15 protein-coding genes are annotated in these 21,652 nt (G+C 67.4%); 5 read left to right on the top strand and 10 right to left on the bottom strand.

Features of this window, described 5'->3' with window-relative positions:
* Positions 1–402: 402 nt before the first annotated feature.
* Together ACFZDL_RS44960 and ACFZDL_RS44955 are read left to right on the top strand one after the other, a co-directional pair.
* Positions 403–876, top strand: a complete 474-nt coding sequence (locus tag ACFZDL_RS44960; protein ID WP_353596454.1) for a hypothetical protein — start codon at positions 403–405, stop codon at positions 874–876.
* Between the two features lie 29 nt (positions 877–905).
* Complete coding sequence (locus ACFZDL_RS44955; RefSeq protein WP_353596453.1) at positions 906–3,086, top strand: DUF6571 family protein; 2,181 nt, start codon at positions 906–908, stop codon at positions 3,084–3,086.
* Positions 3,087–3,314: 228 nt separating this feature from the next.
* Here the strand turns inward: ACFZDL_RS44955 and ACFZDL_RS44950 are convergent, their stop codons facing one another.
* From ACFZDL_RS44950 to eccB, 9 genes are all read right to left on the bottom strand, one after another.
* On the bottom strand, positions 3,315–3,623 hold the full coding sequence (locus ACFZDL_RS44950; protein WP_353596452.1) for a WXG100 family type VII secretion target: 309 nt from the start codon (positions 3,621–3,623) through the stop codon (positions 3,315–3,317).
* A gap of 87 nt (positions 3,624–3,710) precedes the next feature.
* Positions 3,711–4,115, bottom strand: coding sequence for a hypothetical protein (locus ACFZDL_RS44945; RefSeq protein ID WP_353596451.1), 405 nt, complete (start codon positions 4,113–4,115; stop codon positions 3,711–3,713).
* Between the two features lie 256 nt (positions 4,116–4,371).
* Entirely contained in the window at positions 4,372–5,493 is a 1,122-nt protein-coding gene (locus ACFZDL_RS44940) for a S8 family serine peptidase (protein WP_353596450.1), read from the bottom strand.
* A gap of 1,837 nt (positions 5,494–7,330) precedes the next feature.
* Positions 7,331–7,804: a hypothetical protein gene (locus ACFZDL_RS44935; protein WP_353596449.1), complete on the bottom strand. Its 474-nt coding sequence runs from the start codon at positions 7,802–7,804 to the stop codon at positions 7,331–7,333.
* 875 nt (positions 7,805–8,679) lie between these two features.
* Positions 8,680–10,836, bottom strand: a complete 2,157-nt coding sequence (locus ACFZDL_RS44930) for a PQQ-binding-like beta-propeller repeat protein (protein ID WP_353596448.1) — start codon at positions 10,834–10,836, stop codon at positions 8,680–8,682.
* Positions 10,837–10,900: 64 nt separating this feature from the next.
* Positions 10,901–13,135 (bottom strand): PQQ-binding-like beta-propeller repeat protein, encoded by a 2,235-nt coding sequence (locus ACFZDL_RS44925; protein WP_353596447.1) that lies wholly within the window; start codon positions 13,133–13,135, stop codon positions 10,901–10,903.
* A 40-nt stretch (positions 13,136–13,175) separates the two neighbouring features.
* Positions 13,176–14,252 carry a serine/threonine protein kinase gene (locus ACFZDL_RS44920; RefSeq protein WP_353596446.1) on the bottom strand — a complete coding sequence of 359 codons (1,077 nt, stop codon included), beginning with the start codon at positions 14,250–14,252 and terminating at the stop codon, positions 13,176–13,178.
* A 92-nt stretch (positions 14,253–14,344) separates the two neighbouring features.
* Entirely contained in the window at positions 14,345–15,643 is a 1,299-nt protein-coding gene (gene mycP, locus ACFZDL_RS44915; RefSeq protein ID WP_353596445.1) for a type VII secretion-associated serine protease mycosin, read from the bottom strand.
* Positions 15,644–15,646: 3 nt separating this feature from the next.
* Positions 15,647–17,218: a type VII secretion protein EccB gene (eccB, locus tag ACFZDL_RS44910; RefSeq protein ID WP_353596444.1), complete on the bottom strand. Its 1,572-nt coding sequence runs from the start codon at positions 17,216–17,218 to the stop codon at positions 15,647–15,649.
* Positions 17,219–17,397: 179 nt separating this feature from the next.
* Here eccB and eccE point away from each other — a divergent pair, with 179 nt between their 5' ends.
* The 3 genes from eccE (at position 17,398) to ACFZDL_RS44895 (ending at position 20,022) form a co-directional block, all read left to right on the top strand.
* A complete protein-coding gene (eccE, locus tag ACFZDL_RS44905; RefSeq protein ID WP_391194327.1) occupies positions 17,398–18,762 on the top strand; it encodes a type VII secretion protein EccE in 1,365 nt (454 codons plus the stop codon).
* Complete coding sequence (locus ACFZDL_RS44900; protein WP_353596442.1) at positions 18,762–19,619, top strand: hypothetical protein; 858 nt, start codon at positions 18,762–18,764, stop codon at positions 19,617–19,619. Before eccE ends, ACFZDL_RS44900 begins: the two co-directional genes overlap by 1 nt.
* A gap of 172 nt (positions 19,620–19,791) precedes the next feature.
* On the top strand, positions 19,792–20,022 hold the full coding sequence (locus tag ACFZDL_RS44895; RefSeq protein ID WP_014175992.1) for a DUF397 domain-containing protein: 231 nt from the start codon (positions 19,792–19,794) through the stop codon (positions 20,020–20,022).
* Positions 20,023–20,057: 35 nt separating this feature from the next.
* Here ACFZDL_RS44895 and ACFZDL_RS44890 read toward each other — a convergent pair whose 3' ends face one another.
* The gene (locus ACFZDL_RS44890; RefSeq protein WP_353596441.1) at positions 20,058–21,536 is read right to left on the bottom strand and encodes a PQQ-binding-like beta-propeller repeat protein; all 1,479 of its coding nucleotides are present in this window, start codon (positions 21,534–21,536) and stop codon (positions 20,058–20,060) included.
* Between the last annotated feature and the right edge of the window lie 116 nt (positions 21,537–21,652).

Raw genomic sequence — 21,652 nt, 5'->3', positions numbered from 1 at the left:
CTCATCCGATGGCTCGGAACGAGAGCCATCCTCAACTTAACATCCCGCTAACCCAAGGCGCCGACGAGATCACTTAAGGTGTCGGGCTACCACGGCTTGGGCCACAGTCACTTCATAGCCTGTGAATGACGCCCGCCGTGGAACCCGAAGACACGCACGCGCGTCTAACCCCGTAAGTTTCCCTTCCGGACATCACTGGTTCGAGCCTCCGACACGTGGCGTAGTCGGTGCGTCATTCTCCGCAAGGAGAAGTCGTCCGCTCAAGGGCCGAAACGCACAAACCGACCGATCGTTCGACCAGTGTGCCCGGAAAGGGGTGAATAACAAGGCACCAGCGTGCTAACTTCGGAAGGCTAATCGCCGTATGCGACGCGCCACTTGATGCCTAGCCATGGGGGAATCATGACCTTTGAGGACGAGTGGTCCAAGCTCCGCACTGACGCTGCGGCGGGGCGGAAGTCCACCCACATGCAGCTCAACCAGACTGACCCCCCTGGTCCGAGCCTCCCTGGAACGCTCAGCCTGAAGTCGAGCGCATCCAGGAAGAAGAGCGCCGTCAATGCTTTGGAAACCCACGTCGAGCCGGACACGAAGAAGGCCGGCGAGTGCGTCGACGAATCGACCGAGAAGGCCGAGAAGGAGTTCAAGGACTGGGCCACCGGGAGTGGGCTCACCGATGCCCTCAAGGGCTGGCACACCTCGGTCAAGGCACTTCAGGCCCGGCTCTCGCAGGAGAAGGCTGCGCTGAGCGGCACCAACAAGTATTTCGTGACCAATGACTTCCACGTCGGGTCGGAGCTCACCACAGCCGTTCCGTCTGCCCAGTACCCGGACAACACTCCGTTCTCGTCTCGCATCTCGGACTACTACCGCTAGGGGGGCTCGTGCTCACGTACCACCAGGTCATGACCATCGACCTGTCCCTCCTCGAGACGGCCGCCACCAAGTGGGACGAGGCCGCCAAACAGTTCGAGGCAGTCCAAAAGATTTACGACAGCAAGGTCAAATCGGTCGGGCTCGACGGGACCTGGACTGGTGTGTCACTGATGGTCGCCCGGCCCAACATGCAGGTGACCGACGAGCAGTTCACCGCGGCGCCAAAGGAAGCCCGCGCCATCGCCTCGATCCTGAGGGACGCGCACACCCAGTTCGTCGATTTGCGCGGGAAGGTGAAGTCCGCGGTCGCGGACGCCGTGAAGGCCGGTATGCGGGTCTCGGACGCCGGCATCGCGAGCTACGACTACTCGAAGGCGAGCGCCGCCGACGCCAATGCCGCGCGGCACGACCCGGATCTGCACACCATCGAGCAGTCATGGACCCGGCACATCGAAGCGGCGGTCAGGGCGGTCGACGACGCCGACCAGGGCGTAAAGGTCGCCCTCAAGGCGGCCGTGGAGGATCCCAACCTCATCGACGGTGCGGTCAACGGGTTCAACGACAAGGCGGAAGGTGACATCGAGAAGGTCGAGGCCAAGGAAGCCGAAGACCTCGCGACCCGGCTCAACTCCGGCGACAAGCTCAGCAACAAGGAGATGGCCGAGTTCCAGCGGCTGTTCCGGGACAACGAGAACAACAAGGTGTTCAGTCAGACGTTCCTGGACGGCATCGGCCCCAAGGGCACCATCGAGCTGACCAACAAGTTCTTCGACCGCGCCAAGGGCGACGACAAGGAGAACTTCCGTGCCCTTGAGAAAGGCTTGGCCACCACCCTCGCCACCGCTACCAAGTCTCCCTCCGATCCCTTCTACAAGAAGTGGCGGGAGGGCCTCAAAAAGGCGGGTGTCGAGCAGTACGACGTCGACGTTGTGCACGACAAGATTGATTTGAGCAAAGGGCACGGCCAGGGGGCCCGCGGCTACCAGAGCCTGGTCACCCTCATGAAGCAGGGCAAGGGGTACTCCTCGCGGTTCCTCTCCGACCTCACCGACGACATGATCGCGGCGGAGCGGAAGGACAAGAACATCTGGGACCTCTACGGCGAGTTCAGTGGCAAGGACGACGGCTGGTTCGCCAACGACCCCGTCGACGGCGCCCTCGACCTCATGAGCCGTGACCCCGGGACGGCCACCCAGTATCTCGACCCGAAGGCGGACGGCGGAAACGACCGGCTCAAATACCTGCTGCGGGACCGCGACTGGGACCTGAAGAACACCACAATCTGGCGCGGCAACATCGAGGTTGGGAGCGCCGACGCCTCCGACGCGGACGTTCGCTCCGGGTTCGGTCGGGCACTGGAGGCGGCCGCCACCGGGAATGTCCCGGGCTCTGATCACACCCTCGGCTACCACACCGAGGCTGAGTCCCGGGTGATGCACGACACCATCAAGATTCTCGACGACGGCCGAAATGGTTCCCATATACCCGACGAACTGCGCAAAAACTTGGGCAGCATGCTCGTCGACTACACGCCCGAAACCCACGAGATCCTGAGCGGTACGGGTCCGTACATGGACAAGGACGGCGTGTGGAGCGACGGCACGGGTGGCAAGGATGCCCACATGTCCGTTCCCAAGGAGAGCCTTACCCGCATCATGCGTGGTGTGGCTGAGGACGGTAAGGCATTCGGCGAGATGTACGACGCCGAGCGGTACTACTCCGCGGGGACGCTGGCCGGGACGGACTTCAAAGAACCCGACAACCGTGCAGCGGCCATCGAAGGAGCGTCGCACGTTTTCGGTTTCTACGACGGCATCAGCTCCGACATCGCCCGCGACAAGAAGAACGACGCCATCTCGTGGGCGAACCACTTCCAGACGGCGGAATTCGTCATCACCGGAGGCATGCAGGCCGGCGCCAGCGCGCTCAAAGGTCAGCCGACGGGGTTCATCACAGATGCCGCCTATCGCATTCTTTACGCGGGCTTCTACGACTGGAAAGAGGACCAGATCGCCCAGGCGAATGCCGCGGCCGCCCAGGAGACCGAGTATCACTTCACCACCGGCCAGAAGCAGGTGAATCATATGGTCGCGGGGTGGGCACAGGAGAACGGCTACGGCAAGGACACCGGGCTGTCGAGGCACCTCGTCGGTTCCGGACAAGAGCGTTACGACAGCGCGCGGACGGAAGCCCTTATTTATCTCGACTGATGAGCCGATGAGTCAATGAGCCGTTCGGCCGGGAGACCGTGCGGCTCGCCGGGGCTCAGCTGTCTGCGTCAGTCCGTCGGCCGCCGGTGGGGGCTTCTGCCTCCCCGGCGGCTTTTGCATGTGACGCAAGAACCGGTCGCCGTTCAGTGCCTGTGCGGACTCCGTGAGAACACCGATGGGGTGGGCGGCGGTGTAACCGCTGCCCACCCCATCGCGGAGGCGAATCGCTCAGTAGCTCAGGCTGAACAGCTTCGAAGCCTTCACGTCCGTGGCGTGGTACGCGTCCTTGCCCGACTCGACCAGAGCCGCGACCTTCGTCACGAGACCCTGGATGTGGTCGGCCCGGGCCTGGAACTGCTTCTCGGCCGCGAGCATGGCCTGGTGGGCCTCACCCTCCCAGCCCTCGGTGACCTTCTTCACGGCCGCCTGGATGTCCGCCATCTCCTTGCGGACGTGGCCGGCCGCCGTGCGGAGCTGAGTGGCGAGCTGCTGAATCGACTCGTAATCGGCGAGCAATTCGTCTGACGGTGTGGACACTTGTCCCCCAACTCGATAGTTCTGTGTGTTGTCAGGCGTCGCGGGGTGCCACGATGCGACCAGGCACCCCTTTCAGCATGGTCAGGCTCAGAAGCCGTCGACCTTCGAGTACGAAGCGATCGGGGCATCGGTGCCGGCGCCGAGGCCGCCCACGCCGCTGCCCGGGGTGATGTGTCCGCCCGCGGCGGAGCCGTTGACGTCGATGCCCTTCAGCTGACTGGCGATGTCGTCGTCGTTCGCGCCACTGGCACGGTGGGTCAGGGCGACGGCCTCGCGAATACCGTCGACCAGACGGCGGACGGCGTCGTGGTCCTGCTCCAGGTCCATCTGCGCCTTCTTGAAGGCGCCGGCGCCGCTACCCCGCCAGCCCGAGTCCACCGTGGCGAGAATGTCCGCCATGAGCTTCATGTTAGTGGCGAAGCCCTGGATGGACTGGTCCAGCTCATTCGTGAATGTCTGGAACGCGGAATCGCTAACCCGCTGCTTGCTCATTTTCCACCTTCCCCCATGAAGTGTTGGTGAGTTGACATGGGGTTTCGCTCCTCAACTCACCGCTGTGCGCGAATCCCTTGGGATTCATCGTACTGCTTACAGGTGTCCTACACATTGTAGTAAGCGTCCGCAACACCTCGCTCAACGTTCACGGTTATTTCATTTGTTGAACGAGAGCTCAGTGCTCGGCAGCACCCCAGCTCCCTGGGGGTGTCTTGGCTGAGTACCCAGTCCGCTACGCGGCAGTGACGACCTGTCATAGGCCGGCCGATGCACTGCCGCGGCGACGGACGAGCGCGATGGCGATGGCAGCCGCCAGGAGGACGGCAATACCTGCGCCAATGGCGATCCAGAGAGTACTGCTATTGTCGTCGTTTTTCTTGGGCTCCGCGACGGTTTTCTTGTCGCCTTTTTTGTCGTCCGTGGCCGTGGGTGTCGACTTTGGGTCTTCACTTGGAGACTCGGAGGCAGAGGCCGATGCGGAGGGGTCTGGCTTCGTCGCGCCCTCGCGGGCAAGCAGGGGGTTGACGCTGGCGGGGCCGGGGTCTCCCTCGCCGTCCAGGAGGACCTTGCGGGGGCGGATGGAGCCGTAGCCGACGTAGATGCTGGGGATGTCGCCGGTCGTGGGCTTCGCGGCGGTCTGCATCATGACACGGAGGACTTGGTTGTTGGTCCACTTGGGGTGCTTGGCCCAGATGAGAGCTGCCGAAGCAGAAGCGATGGCGGTGGCCTGGCTCGTGCCCCAGGAATTACAGAGTCCCTTTGACTTGGTGCAGTAGGTGGTCATATCAACACCCGGTGCAACCAAGCCGACTTGGTCACCGGCAGTGGACCACTTGGCCACGTTACCGGAGCTGTCAATCGCACCTACACCAACGACTCCGGTAAGCCCGGCCGGTTGCTCAACCAGATTGTCCGAGTCTCCGCTGTTCCCTGAAGAAGCAAAGAGCAGACTTCCCCTTTTGAGCGCATACTTGACAGCGGCTTGAGTGAGGGGAAACTGCTGAGCAAGCGCCTTCGCCCCCCATGAGATGTTGATGACCCGCGCATCATGGTCGGCAGCATATCTAATAGCCCTTTCCATGACCCCGTCGGCAGAATCGCTCCTCCCATCCACGACGTTCCTTATGGGAAGGATCTTAGCCTTCGGGGCAAGCCCGCGAATACCCCCGCCAGTGCCTGTGCCAGCGATGAGGGCGGCCATATTAGTGCCATGGCCATCCGTGTCCTGACGGGGGTTCTTCGGTGTGTTTGATGCGTCTGCGCCTCGCAGCACCTGGCCGCGCAGTTCCGGCAGTGAGGAGTCGACCCCTGAGTCGATGACGGCGACAGTCACCCCTTCGCCCTGGCTCACCTTCCACATCTTGTCCGCTTTCATTGCGGTGAGATACCACTGCCGCGAGCGGACATCCTGCGCCTCCGCGGGCGGAGCTATAGCACCCGCGGAAACGAGCACAGCACCGAGTAGAGCCAACAAGGCCCGACGCCGTACTCCAAGGGATGAAGGCAGCATGTAGTGGTTACTCCTCGCGTGAGCAGCTTTTCTGCAGGCTATTCGATGACAGGCGGAACGGTGTTACGCCGACCACCGGTCCAAGTGTCCTTGTCTTCTTCGAGATAGTCCGGCCTGGCCCCCGCGTTGCGCTGGTTACCACCGTGCGGAAGGGCTGTGGAGTGCGGTGCCACGGCGGGGCCGTGGTTACCGCGCACGAGCCCCGATCCTCCCTGAGTGAACTCGGAGCGCCCCTCACGCGGGACACGCGGACCTCCTGTGACACCACCGGGCTCCGACGTCAGCCGTCGGCCCGAGCCGGTGCCGCCAGGAGCGTGCGCACCGTCGACCGGGTGAACTCCCGTGCCCAGAGGTCCGCGAGGCAGAACGCCGCGCTCCTCCCCCACGACCATGCCGCGCGGCAAACTCCGCGGAGCCGGGTTCGTTCCCTTCGGGCGGTCAACCATGCCTCCCGGCTCCGACCCAAGCCGTCGTCCGGGGCTGTTGGTGCCGGCGGGGGTGGGGCCGTGAAGGAAGTGACCGCCCGGTCCGACGGGGCCACGTGCCATCGGGGCGTGCGGCTCCTCGCCGACCACCATGCCACGCGGAATCCGCGGAGCGTTGGTCGGCCCGAGGCTGCGCTTTCCTCCGACGATGCCATCGTTCGTCGGAATACGCGGGGGCAAACTCGACGTCCGCGGTGTGCTCGGTGCGGTCGGGGGCAGTTTGCCCAGCTGCCCAGGCCCGGGGATCGGTGCGGTTCGGCCAACATGCGGAGCAGTGGGGATGACCGGCCTCGGCCCCGGGGGACCAGTGACCGGGGGCATCGTGGGGCCGTTCGTTGGGACGTTGGGAACGTCCGGCACAGGAGGGAGAGTGCCGGGCCTGTTGATTGTGTCCGGCGCCGGCGGGGTCTTGACGGAGTCGATAGCCGTGTTGGTCGGATCCGGGACGCCCCCTCCGGGGATCACGCTGCCCCCGTTCGGGATCACAGGCGTGTGGGGCCTCACTGGCGTGTGGGGGCTCACGTCAGCCGGTTGCACAGGCGCGGCCTTCGGGCCTCCGACGGTACGGTCAGCCGCAGACAGGGGAGTAGCGTAGGCAGCGCTTGAACCAGCCGACGCCGTCGCTACCGACGGCGAACCCCCAAGGGGGGTCTCGCCGCCCTCTCTGCCACCTCCCTGGACCAACTCCTTCGGGAGAACAGGGAAGTTGGGCTCCTGAAGCACATCTTTCATGTACGAGTGCGCCGTCTCGTAGTACGAGTCCAGCTTCACGATCTGCTTGATGGCTTCTTGCCGCTCGGGCTCGTTCTTCAGCCGAGCTTTCTCCTTGTCCTCGTCCACGTAACACATAGGGACCAGCTTTGCGCCCTCAGAGTCGGGCTTCGGAATGGCCGATTTGACGTCGGCCAGTCCCAGCGCAGCGACGCCTATGTTGTTACCGACCCCCCACGTGTAATTGGCCAAGTTCAGAGTCTGCTTGGACAGCTCTTCGACCCAATCACGGAAGGCGTCGGCTCCCTCGCCTTTCCACTTGACGTTCTCAGCGTGTGCACGCATCTCGTCCGCGATGCCAGTCAAATCGGTCCACGCGGCCATCAATGCGGAACTGGCATCACCCAGCTTGACCGGATCGGCGCCCTTCACTATTTCGTAGAGTCGAAAGTGACTCATTCCCTCGTACTTGCTGGAGCTTTCCTCAGCCATCTGCGCCTACCCCCTCAGCTTGCGTCCGGGCCGACAGATTTACCATCGTTCGACGAGCTGCCCGGCGCCCCCGAGTGACCAGTATTCGGGGCACGGTAGTACTTCTGCGCCTCGGACTGGATCTCCTGCATGCGACGCCGTTGCTCTGCGTCAACACCGTCGTATCCCTTTTCGGCGATCAATGCCGTGAGACCCATTGCCTCAAGCTGGTCGCCGAAAGTCTTGGAATAGATTTTGATCTTCTCGTGAACCTGGTCGTACAGCTCCGACAATTTGTCGGCAGACGTCAGGGTACTGTCGCCGTAGGCGGCCCGAGAGATAGTTTGCTCATCAAGTTTCGTCTTGGACGCAGGCGACTTCTCAAGATCGGACAAAACCTTGTCAATCCGGCTCTTGAACTTCGCCAAGGTCTCCGCTTCCTTGGCCATGCCCTTGCCGAACAAGTCCGACTGTGGAACCGAACCGCCTGGGTCGACTGGTTTCGCCACCGCATCCTCCCCGTATGACACCAACGATGTCCTGAACCACTCTAGCGATCCCGCCTGCGTGGCCCAACTATCGTATCGTCAAGGTAGATCGACGACTCTGTAACAGATCGCTACTCAGCAGACCCCGGGCAGCCACAGCCCCGTCAATCATCGGCCCGCTCTCTCACTACGGCGAGCGCGGCGCCCGACCGCCCCTGACGTTCTCACTGGTAGACATGCGCTTCCCCTCTTGACGGAGGCGGCCCGCCGCAGCATCAACCGGATGATTACTGACGAACGCACCCTATCGGCGGGCCTAGGCGCATCAGTGGACCTTTCCGGTATCGCTTCGTGAGTCTTGTCGATCTTCGCTTAGATGGTTGGCGGCCTTGTGACGCTGCGGCGAGGGGTGTTCAACGCGGGTAAATAGTTGACGAGTTCACTACTTTTGCACTTCGGGTCGGCAGCGAAAGGCGGGTTCGGTGCTCCGCAGCCGAGGTCGGCCACGGAGGAGGGCGTGGGGCGTCCGACGAACCGGTTGTGGATGACGACCGGGCCGTGGATGCGAGCGCAGAATGGTGTCGTGTCCGCGGCCCGGGGGACTGGGGAGACCTACGGCGACCGGCCATCGGCCAGGACTGGCGCCGCTGGGGCCGACGGCCGCGTCGCGGGTCGATGTGGACAATGGCACATCCTTCATGGATCAGCGCAGCTCGAGCACCGCCCGGTTGGAGACGCCGTCCGCACGCGCGTCCGGGGCCCGATCCCTTCTCAACGCATGTGCAGCGGCTCCGCAAGACGCTCAATGTTCGCCTTGCGTTCACCAAGCACAGCATGGGGTCATCACGGCACCACAACCTTCACAGAACCGAGAGACCCCTCGTTGAACTGTGATGTCAGAGCACCGGCATGGCCGTCAATTTACCGGCGTGCACCAGGAACACGCGGTTGCCCGAACCCGCCATTCCCCAGTCGCCGCCGCCGTCCCGAGCATAGGTCCACACCGGTTTGCCTGTGTCCTTGTGCAGGACCGGGATGCCACCCGAATCGAGGTCATGGACGTTCACCCAAACGGTCTTTCCCTGGACTACAGGAGGATCGAGCTGCTGGAGGACAGCGCGGAGGGAGTATGTCCAGTCAGCATTCCCGTGTCTTCTGTCTCGACGGCTGATCTCATCGCCGTCCAGAGCGTACAGCGCATCACCGTCGAGCGTTGGCGCGCCCCAGCCTCCGTAAGTCTTCCTGAACTCGCTTTTCGCGGGCACAGACCATATCTCTTCTCCGCTCCGGAGCTTACGGGCCGTCAGGGTTTTCCCGCCCAAATAGGCGATCCCTTTGGAGATAGCGGGAGCGATGGGTTCGATGGCTACTGCCTGCCGCGGCAGCGTCCAGACCTCCTTCCCTGTGCGAGTGTCGAGTGTGACCACCTTGCCGTTTTCGCCGCAGAGAATCAGGCGTCCGCTGCCCGTCGCTGCCTTGGGCGGGGTGGTGGATGAGCACTTCACAGGCATCGGAACGGTCCAGCGGGTGGTGCGTGAGTCGATGTCGAAGGCACGTAGAAGATTAATATTTCGCCTTATCGAGTCGCTTGCAGCCGTGCAATAGACACTCTCGGCGTCCGCGGCGATGACGTGGACGGCGTTGGCGGGAGCCGACCACCGCTCCTTGCCCGTAGCACTGTCGAGGGCAAGAAGCCTTCCCGTACGGCCGGCGGTCATAGGGCAAACGGTCACAACAAGTTCGTCGGAGGGTGCGACATAGTGGGCGTACGAGCCCACGTCAGTGCCCCATTTGCGTGTCCCGTCGATGACGTTGTAGGCGCCCAGCGTGCTGCTTCCTCCCTCATGGACCAAGACGAGATCGCGAACAGGCAGGGGCTGGATAACAACCGGTGAGGGACCGTCCTGCGGTCCCCAGAGTGACGGCGGCGCGGTGCCGTCCTCGTACTGTGAAGCCGTCAGACGCTTCGCGTCCCACGGTTTCGGTGACGCTGTGCTCTCCTCTTCACTGGGCTTGCGAGCTTCCCCTGGCCCGTCGTCCTTGAAGAGCAACCACCAGGCGACTCCTCCGCCGCCCGCCGCCAGTACGGTGCCACCAGCCGCGAGCGCGGTGATGAGACGGCGCCGGGAGGGAACGGAGGGAGTACGCGCTTCCGGAAGGCTGATCAACTGCTTCGCTGCTGTCTCGCGCAGCTTGATGTCGGCGGCCAACTCTCCCAGCTGCCAGATTCGTCTGGTTCCGGGCCTGGTGCCGGGCGGCGGGGCGAAGACCGCGGCGATCTGCTCGGGAAGAGGGCGGTACGCGGGATCCTTGGCGAAGCAAGGAGCGACGAGCGAGCGTATCGGCTCCGGTACCTCGGACAGGTTGGGCTCTCCGTGGACCACTTCGTACTGCACCGTCGCCACGTGTCCGCCGTCGTACGCACGCTCTCCACTCGCCGCGTACGCCAGCACCGCTCCCAAAGAGAAGACATCGGCAGGCGGGCCGACACGCTGCCCCAGCACTTGCTCTGGTGCGCCGTAACCGGGCGTGACCGGGATCTGGCCGGTGAGGGTGAGGGTGAGGCCGTGCTCGGGGCGCGCGATGCCGAAGTCGATGATGCGGGGGCCTGAGGACGTCATCACGATGTTGGACGGTTTGAGGTCACGGTGGACCAGTCCTGCGGCGTGAATGTCCTGGAGCGCACGGGCGAGTGCGGCACCCAGTTCCCGGACCCCCAGGTCGTCGAAGGGCCCGTACTCTTCGATGTGCTGGTCCAGCGTCGGTCCCGCCAGGAACTCAGTGGCCATCCATGGCCAGGCTCCCTCGTACCACGCTCCGAGTACGCGCGCGACACCGATACTGGTGACGGCCTGCGCGACCTGCGCCTCCCGGACGAAACGCTGAGCCATGTTCTGGTCATACGCCAGCTCCTGGCGGAGCACTTTGACCGCCGCGGCCCGGCCGGTGGCGTCCCGCCCGAGATAGACCCTGCCCATACCGCCGTCGCCGAGTACGGCTACGAGGCGGTACGGACCGAGACGGAGGGGGTCGCCGGGACCGAGAGGGTTCATGGGGTGAATGTCTCCCTGTGGAGTTGTACGGTGCGTGGTTTTCGGATGCCGTGGGCGAGTTGGGTCACTCGAAAGGGATGGCGTACACGAAGTCGCCGCTCATCAGCACGAGAGTTCTGGCACGATCGTGGGCCACGAACGCACCATCGAAATTGCCGGGGATGCGGAGGGTCCATGCGACTTTGTGTGTACGCAGGTCGACAGCGCTGATCTTCGCGTTGCCGTCGACGGCGACGTAGGCGTATTTCCTGCCAATGACGGGCGTGACCAGGAGATTGGGCACGCCGCTCAGACTCGCCTCCCACAGCAGCTTGCCACTGTCTGCCTCCACGGCGACGAGTCCGCGGGTCCCCTCGGCCACATACACCACACCGTCCTTCACCGCAGGTCTGCCGTACGGACGCGTGCCCTTCTTGATGTCGCCCTTGTCCCGGCCTTCGCCGAACGCCCAAGCGTTGTCTCCATCGGAGAGCCGGAACGCGTAGAGCTGTCCGGTCCCGAAGTAGACACGATCGTCGTCAGCCACGAGTTGGCCCGGGTCGAGGAAGGAATCGGAGTCCAAACGCTCCCTGGGCAGGTCCCGGGACCAGAGCATCCGGCCCGTGCGGGTGTCCCGGGCGCCGAGCCCGTCCACGATGTCGAGTACGCCGATTCGTCGGGTGACGGCCAGACAGTTGCCGACGGCCCTGGCGACAATGCCGTCCCTGGAGGTGGCCGGGAAATAGGCTCCCGTGATCGGCTGGCGCCAAAGCTCCTTGCCGCTCCGGAGATCGGCGGCCATCACATGCCAGCCCTTTCCGTTATCCACCGGGCCCGCCTTCCATCTTTGGGCTACCAGATAGATCACTCCGTCAGCGGCGGTCAGCGGTTGCGCCTGCTCCGTGCGAGATCCGAAGAAGTCCCGGAACGGTCCTATCAGCGGCTTCGGCTTACCGTTCTCGAGGTCGACGGAGTGAACGGCCAGCCCTTTCGCGGTGGAGGTTTCGGGTATGAAGGCATAGGCTCGCTCGCCATCCGAGACGACTTGCCAGGCGATCTGTGCGCCGGACCAGGTTTCCCACTTGCGGGTCCAGCGCTCTTCGCCGGTCTTCGCGTCCAGCCCCACAAGGCCGTGCCCGATCATCACCAGGATCAGATCCCCGACCGGCGTCGGGACGAAAGTCTCATCCGTCCTGTTGACCTTCGCCCACCACACCGCCTGTAACGGGACGTTCGCTGGGCGGGTGGTGGAGCTCCGCCGTGGGCCGGCGGTGTCATCGTGCTCTCCCCGCCGGGTCAGCCATGTCCACGTCCCGACGCCCGTGGCGGCTGCGCCGAGGACCGAGCCGCCGGCGAGGGTCAGGAGCTTACGTCTGGACATGCCGGGCCGGGGAGCCGACTCCTCGACGGATCCGGGTGGTGCGGGCAGCCGGGTCGGCTGGATCTGCCATACCTCTGTGGCCCGTCGGCCGATCTCTGCGAGGGCCGTCTCAGGGAGGTAGTCCGTGAACTCCCCTCCCTCGTGGTTGAGCTGACCGGCGAGCTGGACCATGCTGGGGCGCTGAGCCGGGTCCTTGCTGAGGCAGCGGGTCAGGAGCGGCAGCAGGCCGGCGGGGACCCGGTCGAGGTCAGGCTCCGCGAAGCGGACGCGGTAGAGCAGGTCGGCGGGCTGGCCACTGCCGAAAGGGCCGTGTCCGGTGGCCGCGAAGATCAGTACTCCGGCGAGTGCGAACACATCGCCCGCGGAGGTGTGCTCCCCGCCCATCGCCTGCTCCGGTGACATGAAGGCCGGGGTTCCCGCGGTCACCCCCACGCTGGTGAGCCTCTGGTCCCCGATGGCGCGCGCGATGCCGAAATCGATGACCTTCGGCCCGAAGGCGGTGATCAGGATGTTGGAGGGTTTGAGGTCCCGGTGCACGACGTCCGAACGGTGCAACTGCCCGAGCGCGGCGCAGAGGGCGGCGCCGAGGGCCCGTACCGACCGCTCCGGGAGCGGGCCGCAGAGGGCCACCGTGTCGTCCAGGGGCGGGCCGAGCACGTACTCGGTGGCCAGCCAGGGGACGGGGGCGAAGGGATCGGCGTCGACGACCTCGGCGCCGTAGCGCTCGCCCATGACACGGGCGGCGTCGATCTCCAGCTGGAACCGGGAGCGAAACGTCGCCTCCGTGGCGATCCGCTCATGCATGGTCTTCAGCGCGACCGTGCGCCCGCGCGGCGAGCGGCCCAGATAGACGGTGCCCATGCCGCCGCCGCCCAGCCGGGCTATGAGCTGGAACGGCCCGAGCTGCTGGGGGTCGTCATGGGTCAGGGGAAGGGCCATCGAGTCGGTCCACGGTGAGGGCGCGGGCGTCGCGCGAGCGTCATGAGGCAGGAGAGGCGGGAAAGCCAGGGGAGGGCGGGGGTGGGGGCGCGGATCCGAGAGCCGTCGGCGGCGAGTACTGCTGCGGGGCCGGGACTTGGCTCACCATGCTGTCGGAGACAGGCCCGTAGGGGCTCGGTGCCACGGTTTCCGTCGCCAGCAGGTCAGCGGACTGGCGGGCGAGTGCCGCGATGAGCCGCCCCGGCAGCCAGCCGGGCCCGAGAGCGGCGGAGGCCCGGCTCACCCCGCCGTCCAGTACGGTCCCGTGTGACGCGGTCACGTGAGGTGCGTATGGACCGGAGGCGGACCCGGCGGTCCCCTGCGCGGGCAGCAACTCGTCCAGCAGCTGGCCCGCTTGCGGCCTCGACACCGCGTCCCGGGTGAGACACAGCGCGATCGTCCTGCGCAGCCCCTCCGGCAGTTCGCGCCGCTCGGGGACCAGGTGTCCCGTCGCGGCGTACGCCAGCACCGAGCCCAGGGCGTAGATGTCGCCCAGCGGGCGGGGCCGGCCACCCGCGATCTGCTCCGGGGGCAGACTGCCCGAGGCGAGCCCCGGCAGCCCCGATCGCTGCTCACCGTCCGGGGCCGCCGCCCGTACCGCGCCGAAGCAGGTCAGGCGAGGGCCGTCGGCGGTGAGGAGCACCGTGGCAGGTGAGAAGCCTCCATGTGTCACGCCCGATGCGTGTAAGGCCGCGAGGGTCTCCGCGAGAGCAGCGCCCAGCGCGCGCACGGTGCGCTCCGGAAGAGGGCCCTGATGCACGGCGACCGCGGCGGGCAGCGGTAGCGCGGGGAGGTACGGCGAGGCGTACCAAGGCGCTCCGGCCGTACCGGCGACTTCCAGCACGGGGGCGATCCAGGGGCCGGGCAGCCCCTGCCGGGCGGTCGCCGCCTCTGCGGCGAAGCGCTCCGCGTCCACGCCGGGCAGCGGCATGCTGATCACGACCGTACGGTTCCCACCGGGCAGCCGTGCGATGAAGCGACGCTCGGGGACCGGCACTCGGCCGCCGTCGGTATCGAACCGGGCGACGACGTCATATGGGCCGATCCGCCGGGGGTCGTCCGAGCGCCGCGGTTCCATGGATGGCGATTCCCCCTCGTGGAAGCCGACGGAGCAACCTTACCTACGGGCGCGGACAGCGAAGACGACGCCGCCGGCTGCGGGCATCCCGCTCAACCGGCAAGTCGGCGGCGTCGCTTCTGTTCGTGGAGTACGGCTGCCGTGCCGGTGATCATCGCGACGAGGAGGGCTCCGCCGCCCAGTGCGTAGGTCGCGAGGCGCTCGCGGCGTTCCTGGGGGGTTTCGCCGAGGGTGAGGGGGGCGGGGGTGGGGGCGTCGACGTTGCGGGCGGGGCTTTTGTCGAGGGTGACGTGGTCGATGGGGTGGTCGTCTTCGGTGAGGGCGCGGACGGGGTCCACGACGCCCCAGCCGACGTAGGGGTCATGGCCGTTGACGGCGCGCTCGGCGGTCTGCTCGATCTGGGCGACGACCTGGTGCTGCTTCCAGTCGGGGTGCTTGGCCCGGATGAGGGCGGCGACGCCGGCGACGTAGGGGGCGGAGAAGCTGGTGCCGTTGTCGACGCACTGGCCGCCGCCGGGGACAGTGGAGACCATGTCGACGCCGGGGGCCGCGACGCCGACGAAGTTGCCGGCCTGGGAGAAGGGGGCGCGTTCGTTGTTGCGGTCGGAGGAGCCGACGGCGAGGACGCCCTTGTAGGCGGCGGGGTAGGTCTTCTTGACCTTGCCGTCGAGGCCGTCGTTGCCTGCGGAGGCGACCACGACGACGTCGTTCTCCAGGGCGTTGTTGATCGCCCTTTCGAGGTTGTTGTCGGGGAGCAGGGGTTTGACGGTGTCCTGGGAGATGTTGATGACTCGGGCGCCCTTGTCGACCGCCTTGTCGATGGCGGTGGCCATGGTGTCGGTGGTGCCGGAGCCCTTTTCGTCGTTCTGGCGGATCGGGATGATCTTGGCGGCCGGGGCGAGGCCGACGAAGCCCGTACCGGTGTGGGGGCGGGCGGCGATGATGCCGGCGACCTTGGTGCCGTGGCCGACCAGGTCGTCCGTCCCGTCGCCCTTCTTGCCCTTTTCCAGGCTGTTCTTGCCGGATTTACGGACCTCGAAGCCCAGCTTGGTGTCGACCGCGTCGGTGAGTTGCGGGTTCTTGCTGTCGACGCCCGTGTCGATGACGGCGACGAGGACGGGGTGGCCTGTCTTCTTGTCGATGCCCTTGGTGTCCTGCCACAGCTGGTCGAGCAGGACGCGCTGCAGCGACCAGGGGGTGCCCTTGATCTGCTTGGCGGGGTAGGTGCACTCCCCCGCGCCCGCCAGGGAGAGGGTCTCCCGGAGCTGGACGGGCGTCAGCGGGCCCTGGGCGGCCGACAGTGCCGTGAGGGTGGCTGCCGTCGACAGGAAGAGTGCCTTCTTCACGGGCCGTCGCGTCGGGGAGGCGGGGCCCTGCTTCGTGTTCCTCATGGGCTACGACCCCTGCGGCTGCTTGGCGCTGTTGGTGTCCAGGCGCGGTCCCCTCGGCAGGAACTCCGACCAGTTGGCGGGTACGGGCACCGGAATGAGCTCCTTGTAACCGAGCCTTATCTGAGCCTGATTGACGTCCTGCTGTGCGGAATTGGTTCCCGACTGATCGGAACTGCCATCAGTGATCTTTGACTTGTCCGTATCGCTGTCGTTATTGGACTGGACCACATAGCGAAGCCCGGTGTCCGTGACCAGGAAGACCGAGCCGCTCGTGGTCTGGCGGCCGGTGACCTGGCGGTACAGGAGGCCCGATCCCGGGGTCACATACGCGCTGGTGGCGCCGTCGGGGATGGTGGCGGGGAAGTCGGTGCCCGCCCAGGTGGCCAGCTCGGGCGTGTGCTTGGACGTCATTCCGCTCATGATGCTGCAGACGGTGTCCCGCTCGGCGCTGCCCTGGGTCTCCTGCTGCTCGATGGAGTTGGCCTGCTCCGGGATCTTCGTCGGCCACTCGTACTGGCCGTAGAAGTCCCCCTCCGGATTGAAGGAGGCGGTGCTCACCCGCTCCGCCCTGCCGGCCTGGCCGAGGTCCCTGAGCTGCTCACTGTTGAGGAGGAGCTTGGCGACGAACTCCGAGATGCGCTGCACCTTGCCCTGCAGGACGACGTAGTTCTGGGTGCTGGTGCCGGTGTTCGCTTCGAGGACCATGCCGACCTTGTCGGCCTCGTCCGGGAGGGTGCCGACTCCGGCGCCGGCGCCGATCTGGCCCGGGACCTCGGGGAAGGAGATGGGCGCGCCGTCACGGAAGGTCGCCAGCCAGTCCTTGGTGACGCGCTGCGGCTTGGCGCCGTCCCGGAAGATGGAGCGGAGGAGGAGGTTGTACTTCTCCGACGGCAGCTGCTTCCACTTGGAGCCGCCGATCAGGTACTTGGTGCCCTGTGGGTCGACCAGATAGCGGGCGTCGTCCTGACCCTGCACATAGAGGGCCTGGGCGCCGCTCAGCCGCTGCGAGCTCCGCAGCTTCTTGCCCTTCGGGTCCCGGTCGGAGAAAAGGAAAACCGCCTTTTGGGTGGTTTTCCCATTGCCGCCGGGCTGTTCGCAGATGGCCCACTCCTTCTGCTTGCCGGCCTCGTCGGCGCTGGGCAGGCGGTCGGGAGCGTACGGGATGCCGATCGTCGGGCCGCGCGGGATGTGGCCGTCGTCGAGCTCGGACTCCTTCACCTTGACGACGGTGGACTTGTCGCCGGTGAGCAGGAGCTTGGCGGACGCGAAGTTGAGGACGGGGTGCAGCTGCACCTTGCCGTCGGTCTTGAGGATCACATAGCGGGTGGTGGAGTTGGAGCCGACGATGACGTGGGCGCCCACCTCGTCCCATCCCTTGGGGGCGACCGGCTTGAACATGCCCCAGGCGCCGAATCCGGCGAGGATCAGCGCGCCTATGACGACCCCGGGGAGGACCGTGCGCAGCGGGCGCGGGGCGCCCTCCTCCGTACCGCTCGGTGAGGGTTGCAAGAACGCGGCCACTGTCCGCTTCTTCGCGAATGTGTAGGCGTTGAGCTCATCCCGCCGTGATGCCATCTTTAGCCGTATCTCCCCGCTTTTCGGCCTCGGCCTTCGGGCACTGCCCTCGGTCCGGGTGTCGTACCGACCCTCTACTATGCCGGGAAGGAATTGGCTCGTGTCGCTCGGGGACGATCCGGCCACGGACGTCCGCCGGGCCTTTCGGGTGTGTTTCGGACTTTAAGGGGCTGACGGGGATGGCTGCCGCCACGCGCGCACGTACCGCGGGGAGCGGATCCGGCCGGAGAGGGTCGGGTGAATCTCGCTCGCGGGCGTCCTCCGGGTCTTCGCCCGCCCCCGCGCCCGCATCGGCGGCGCCAGCCGCCCCGGGAGCGGTCACGCCGAGACCGGCCTCGCGGTCGGGCAGCTTCGGGCCGGTGCGGCTGCAGCAGCTCGTGCTGATCGAGGTGGCCGCGGCGGTCGTGCTGGTCGCGTGGGTCATCGACGAGCTGTTGCTGGTGCCCGCCGCGGTGGTGGGCCTGGTGCTGGTGCTGCTCGCCGTCGTACGCCGCCGTCAGCAGCCCATATCGGAGTGGCTGAGCACCGCCGGCTCGCTGCGGCGGCGCAAGCGGCTGGCGGCGAAGCCGCTCGACGCGGGCACGGACCCCGGCTTCGCGATCGCCGTGGAGTGCGAACCGGCCCTGCGGACCCTGACGTTCATCGACCGCGACCGGCGCGCGGTGGGCATGGTCGGAGACGGCACCTTCCTGACGGCGGTGCTGCAGGTGGAGGCGGTGGACGCGCCGCTGCGGCCGCAGCGCGCGCACAGGCCGCTGCCGCTGGCCCTGCTGCGGGACGCCATGGAGGTCGACGGGATCCTGCTGGAGTCGGTGCAGGTCGTCCAGCACACGCTGCCCGCGCCCGCGTACCATCTGCCGGCCCAGTCGCTGGCCCTGCGCAACTACGCGCCGCTGCAGGCGCAGACCGGCGCGCCCGCGGTTCGTATGACGTGGGTGGCGCTGAAGTTCGACCCGGAGCTGTGCCCGGAGGCCGTGGCCGCCCGCGGCGGCGGTCTCGGCGGCGCGCAGCGGTGTCTGCTGCGCGCGGCGGACCAGCTGTCGAGCAGGCTGCAGGGGGCCGGTTTCGGGGTGACGGTGCTGACGGAGGAGTCGCTGACCGCCGCGGTCGCGACCGCTGCGAGCGCCAACCAGCGGGCCACCGCACAGGCCGGGCGGCGGGACACGCTCAACCGCCGCACCCTGGAGAGCGCCCGGGCCTGGCGGTGCGACGACCGCTGGCACACCGCCTACTGGATCGGCCGCTGGCCGCAGTTGGACGCGGTGTCGGCGCCGCTGCCCCAGCTGGCCGCGCTGCTGACCTCGCTGCCCGCGCTGTCGACGACCCTCAGCCTCACGCTGCGCCGGGGTGGCAAGCTGGGCGGCCGGCACGCGCCGACCATCAGCGGCCATGTGCGGATCACCGGCCGTAGCGCCGATGAGCTGGTCAGCATCCGCAAGGAGTTGGAGCGTGCGGCGCGCGGGGTGCGGATCGGGCTGGTGCGGCTGGACCGCGAGCAGGTGCCCGGTGTCCTCGCCACTCTGCCCCTGGGAGGTACCCGCTGATGGCCACGCCCACGACCGCCCCGAACGGGGCCGCATTCCCCGGCCCCGGCTTTCCCGGCTCCGGCGTTCCCGGCCCCGGGTCCGGCCCCGGCCCCGGCTTTCCCGCGGCCACCGGCCCCGGGCAGGGGCCCGAGCCGGCGCCCGCGCCGCCGCGCAAGCAGTGGTCCGGCTTCGGGCTGCTCGGACCGCGCCGGCAGCGCCATGAGGTGCCGCCCGAGCAGTTCGAGTCGCTTGCGCTGCCCGTCGGTGACGACGGCATCGTGATCGGCGCCGACGGGCAGGGACAGCCCGCGGTGCTGGGGCTGCACCGCCCCTCGCCGTTCAATGTCCTGCTGGTCGGCGGCCTGTGGACGGCGCAGGTGATCGGCCTGCGCGCGGTCGCCACGGGCGCCCGGGTCACCGTGGAGACCGGCCGTCAGCAGATGTGGACGTCGCTGGCCCAGGCCGCGAACAACAACCAGCAGTGCATCACCCTGCATGATGTGGGGCGGGTGCCGCCGCAGGGCGCCTCGGTCAGCAGCCCGGTGCTGATCGTCCGGGACGCCGGGATGCGGCCGCCGCGGGGCCGGGTGACCGCCGCGCCCTGGCAGTCCGTGCTGACCCTGCTGCCGTATCTCAGCCCGGTCGCCCCCCGGTTGATGGAGAACGCGGGCCTGGTCGGCATCCAGCGGGTGTCCCCGGACGAGGCGGCGCAGATCGGCCGCATCATGGGGCTGCCGGCCGTCGATGTGTCCGCCCTGTCCACGCTGGCGGACGGGGTCACCCTCTGGTGCACCCGCCATGCGCGGCTGTACGTGGCGACGCAGCCGACCGACGCCGAGTCGGGTCTGCTGGGCGCGCCGCGCCGCATGGACTGACGGGCTGAAGCGGGGGGACGAGGTGCCGGCCCTGGTGTCATGGCTCCGGGGCGGCTGTCAAGTTCGATTGCCTCGGCGCGCTCGGCGGACGACACTGGCGGCGACAGTGTCCACGCGGTTCGCTCCCGTGAACACGTTGGTTTCCGCAGTATCCGAAGGGACGTACGAACCAATGGCCGACGCCAACGAGAAGGCCGAGCTGTACGCGCTCGACATCTCCGATGTCGAATGGCTCAGCGCGCCCGGCAGCGCCTCCGAAGACCGGGTGGAGATCGCCTATCTGCCGGGTGGCGCGGTCGCCATGAGGAACTCCGCCGATCCCGAGACGGTGCTGCGCTACACCGAAGCCGAATGGCGCGCCTTTGTGCTCGGCGCGCGGGACGGTGAATTCGACCTGCAGTGATCCGCGGTGTCCCGCGGTGAGCGGTCCGGCGGCGGTCAGGGACAGAAAGCCATGATCATTTCTTCGGCCGCTCCCGAACCCGTCAACCGGTCGGAGGCGATATAGAAAACGCCGTTCCGGTAGACCCGGGTCGCGGAGGCGAGGCCGGCTTCCGCGCCCCTGGTCGCGTTCGGCAGCCGCAGCAGTGTCTTCGGCCTGCCGCCGCCCGCGCCGATGGCGACGACGGAGCCCGCCGTGCGATCCGTCGGCTCCTCGTACGCGATCAGGTCCCCGCCCTCCACGCTCAGCGGAAACAGCATCCGGCCGGGCACCTTGGCCGCCCACTTCCGCTGCCCCGTCCTCAGGTCGAAGGCGTGGATCTCGCTGGCCGGGCGCCCGTCGCCGGTCAGCGTCAGCTCGGTCGGGAGGTAGAGCGTGTCGGAGGAGACCGCGACGCCCCGGCAGCCGCCCAGCTTGGTGCCGAAGAGGTCCAGGCCGCACTCCGGTTGATAGGACCGCTTGCCCAGGTCGAGGGTCGAGCGCCGCTTGCCGCGGTCCGATATCGCGAGAATGCCGCCCGACTTGTGGTGGTCATCGGCGAGAGCGACGACGGCGGGGCTGGTGGAGAAGATGGTGCTGACCTTGTAGCCCTTGCGTACGCGGTAGGTCCAGGAGACCTCACCCGTGGATGTGTTGATCCTCTGCAGCCCCGCGGTGCCGTCGTCGCAGGAATAGGCGCGCAGCAGCGACGGTCCGCCGCCGAAGCCGTCCACGTCGCAGCCCGGGCCCAGTGCGCCGGGCGAGATCTGACGGCCGTCGGCGACCTCGAGGACGGCCGAGCCGCCGTACCAGGAGAGGCCGACCAGATCCCCGCTCTGGGCCAGGCCCATGCCGAGATGGTCACCGCCGGAGGCGGCCGAGGCGGGGGCGCGGCGGTCCCACAGCTTGACGCCCTTGTCGAGGTCGATGAGCGACAGCCGACCGCACTCGTCCTTACTGCCGCCACGGTAGGCGATGACCACCTTGCCGTGGGTCGGGGATTCGGGGACCGCGCACACCGCCTCGCGGAGCTTGACGGTCCACTTCGGCTCGCCGTTGCCGCCGTAGGCGATGACCCTGTCCCGGACGGGCTTCACGGCATAACCGTCCATCACCCAGAAGCCGGGGATGTCGGCGCCGCTCCTGGGTGCCCGGGGCGCGGGTTCGCGGAACAGCACCCTCGCCTCGCCCGGCCGGCCCGGGTGGTCGGGGCCGCTCTCACCGCCGTGCCGGCCGCTGGTGGTGCCGGTCCCGCCGCCGGGCCCGCCCGGGACCGCGTCCGCGTGCCGTCCGGCCCGGTCGGTGTCCCGCGTCCCCGGCGCGGCGGCGGGCCGCTCGCCGCCGTACCCGACCGCGGCCCATACGCCCGCCCCCGCCGCGAGCAGGGCGGCCACGGCCGCGCCGACGACGAGGGACCTGCGCCGTCCGGCGCGCTCGCCTCCGCCGCCCGCCGGGGGCGACGGCGGCCGGTCGGGGGGCTGGGGCGGCTGCGGCATCGCGCTTACCTCTTACTCGGATCCACGGACCGGTCGGCCTCCCCCCGCGATCCAGAAGGCCGTTCCTCCCGGAAAGGAGCGATTCGATCGGGACCCCGCTGTACGAAGGGCACTCG

It is taken from the genome of Streptomyces sp. NPDC007917 (assembly GCF_042959105.1).
GTDB lineage: Bacteria > Actinomycetota > Actinomycetes > Streptomycetales > Streptomycetaceae > Streptomyces.
This window is presented reverse-complemented; position numbering and strand designations above follow the sequence as displayed.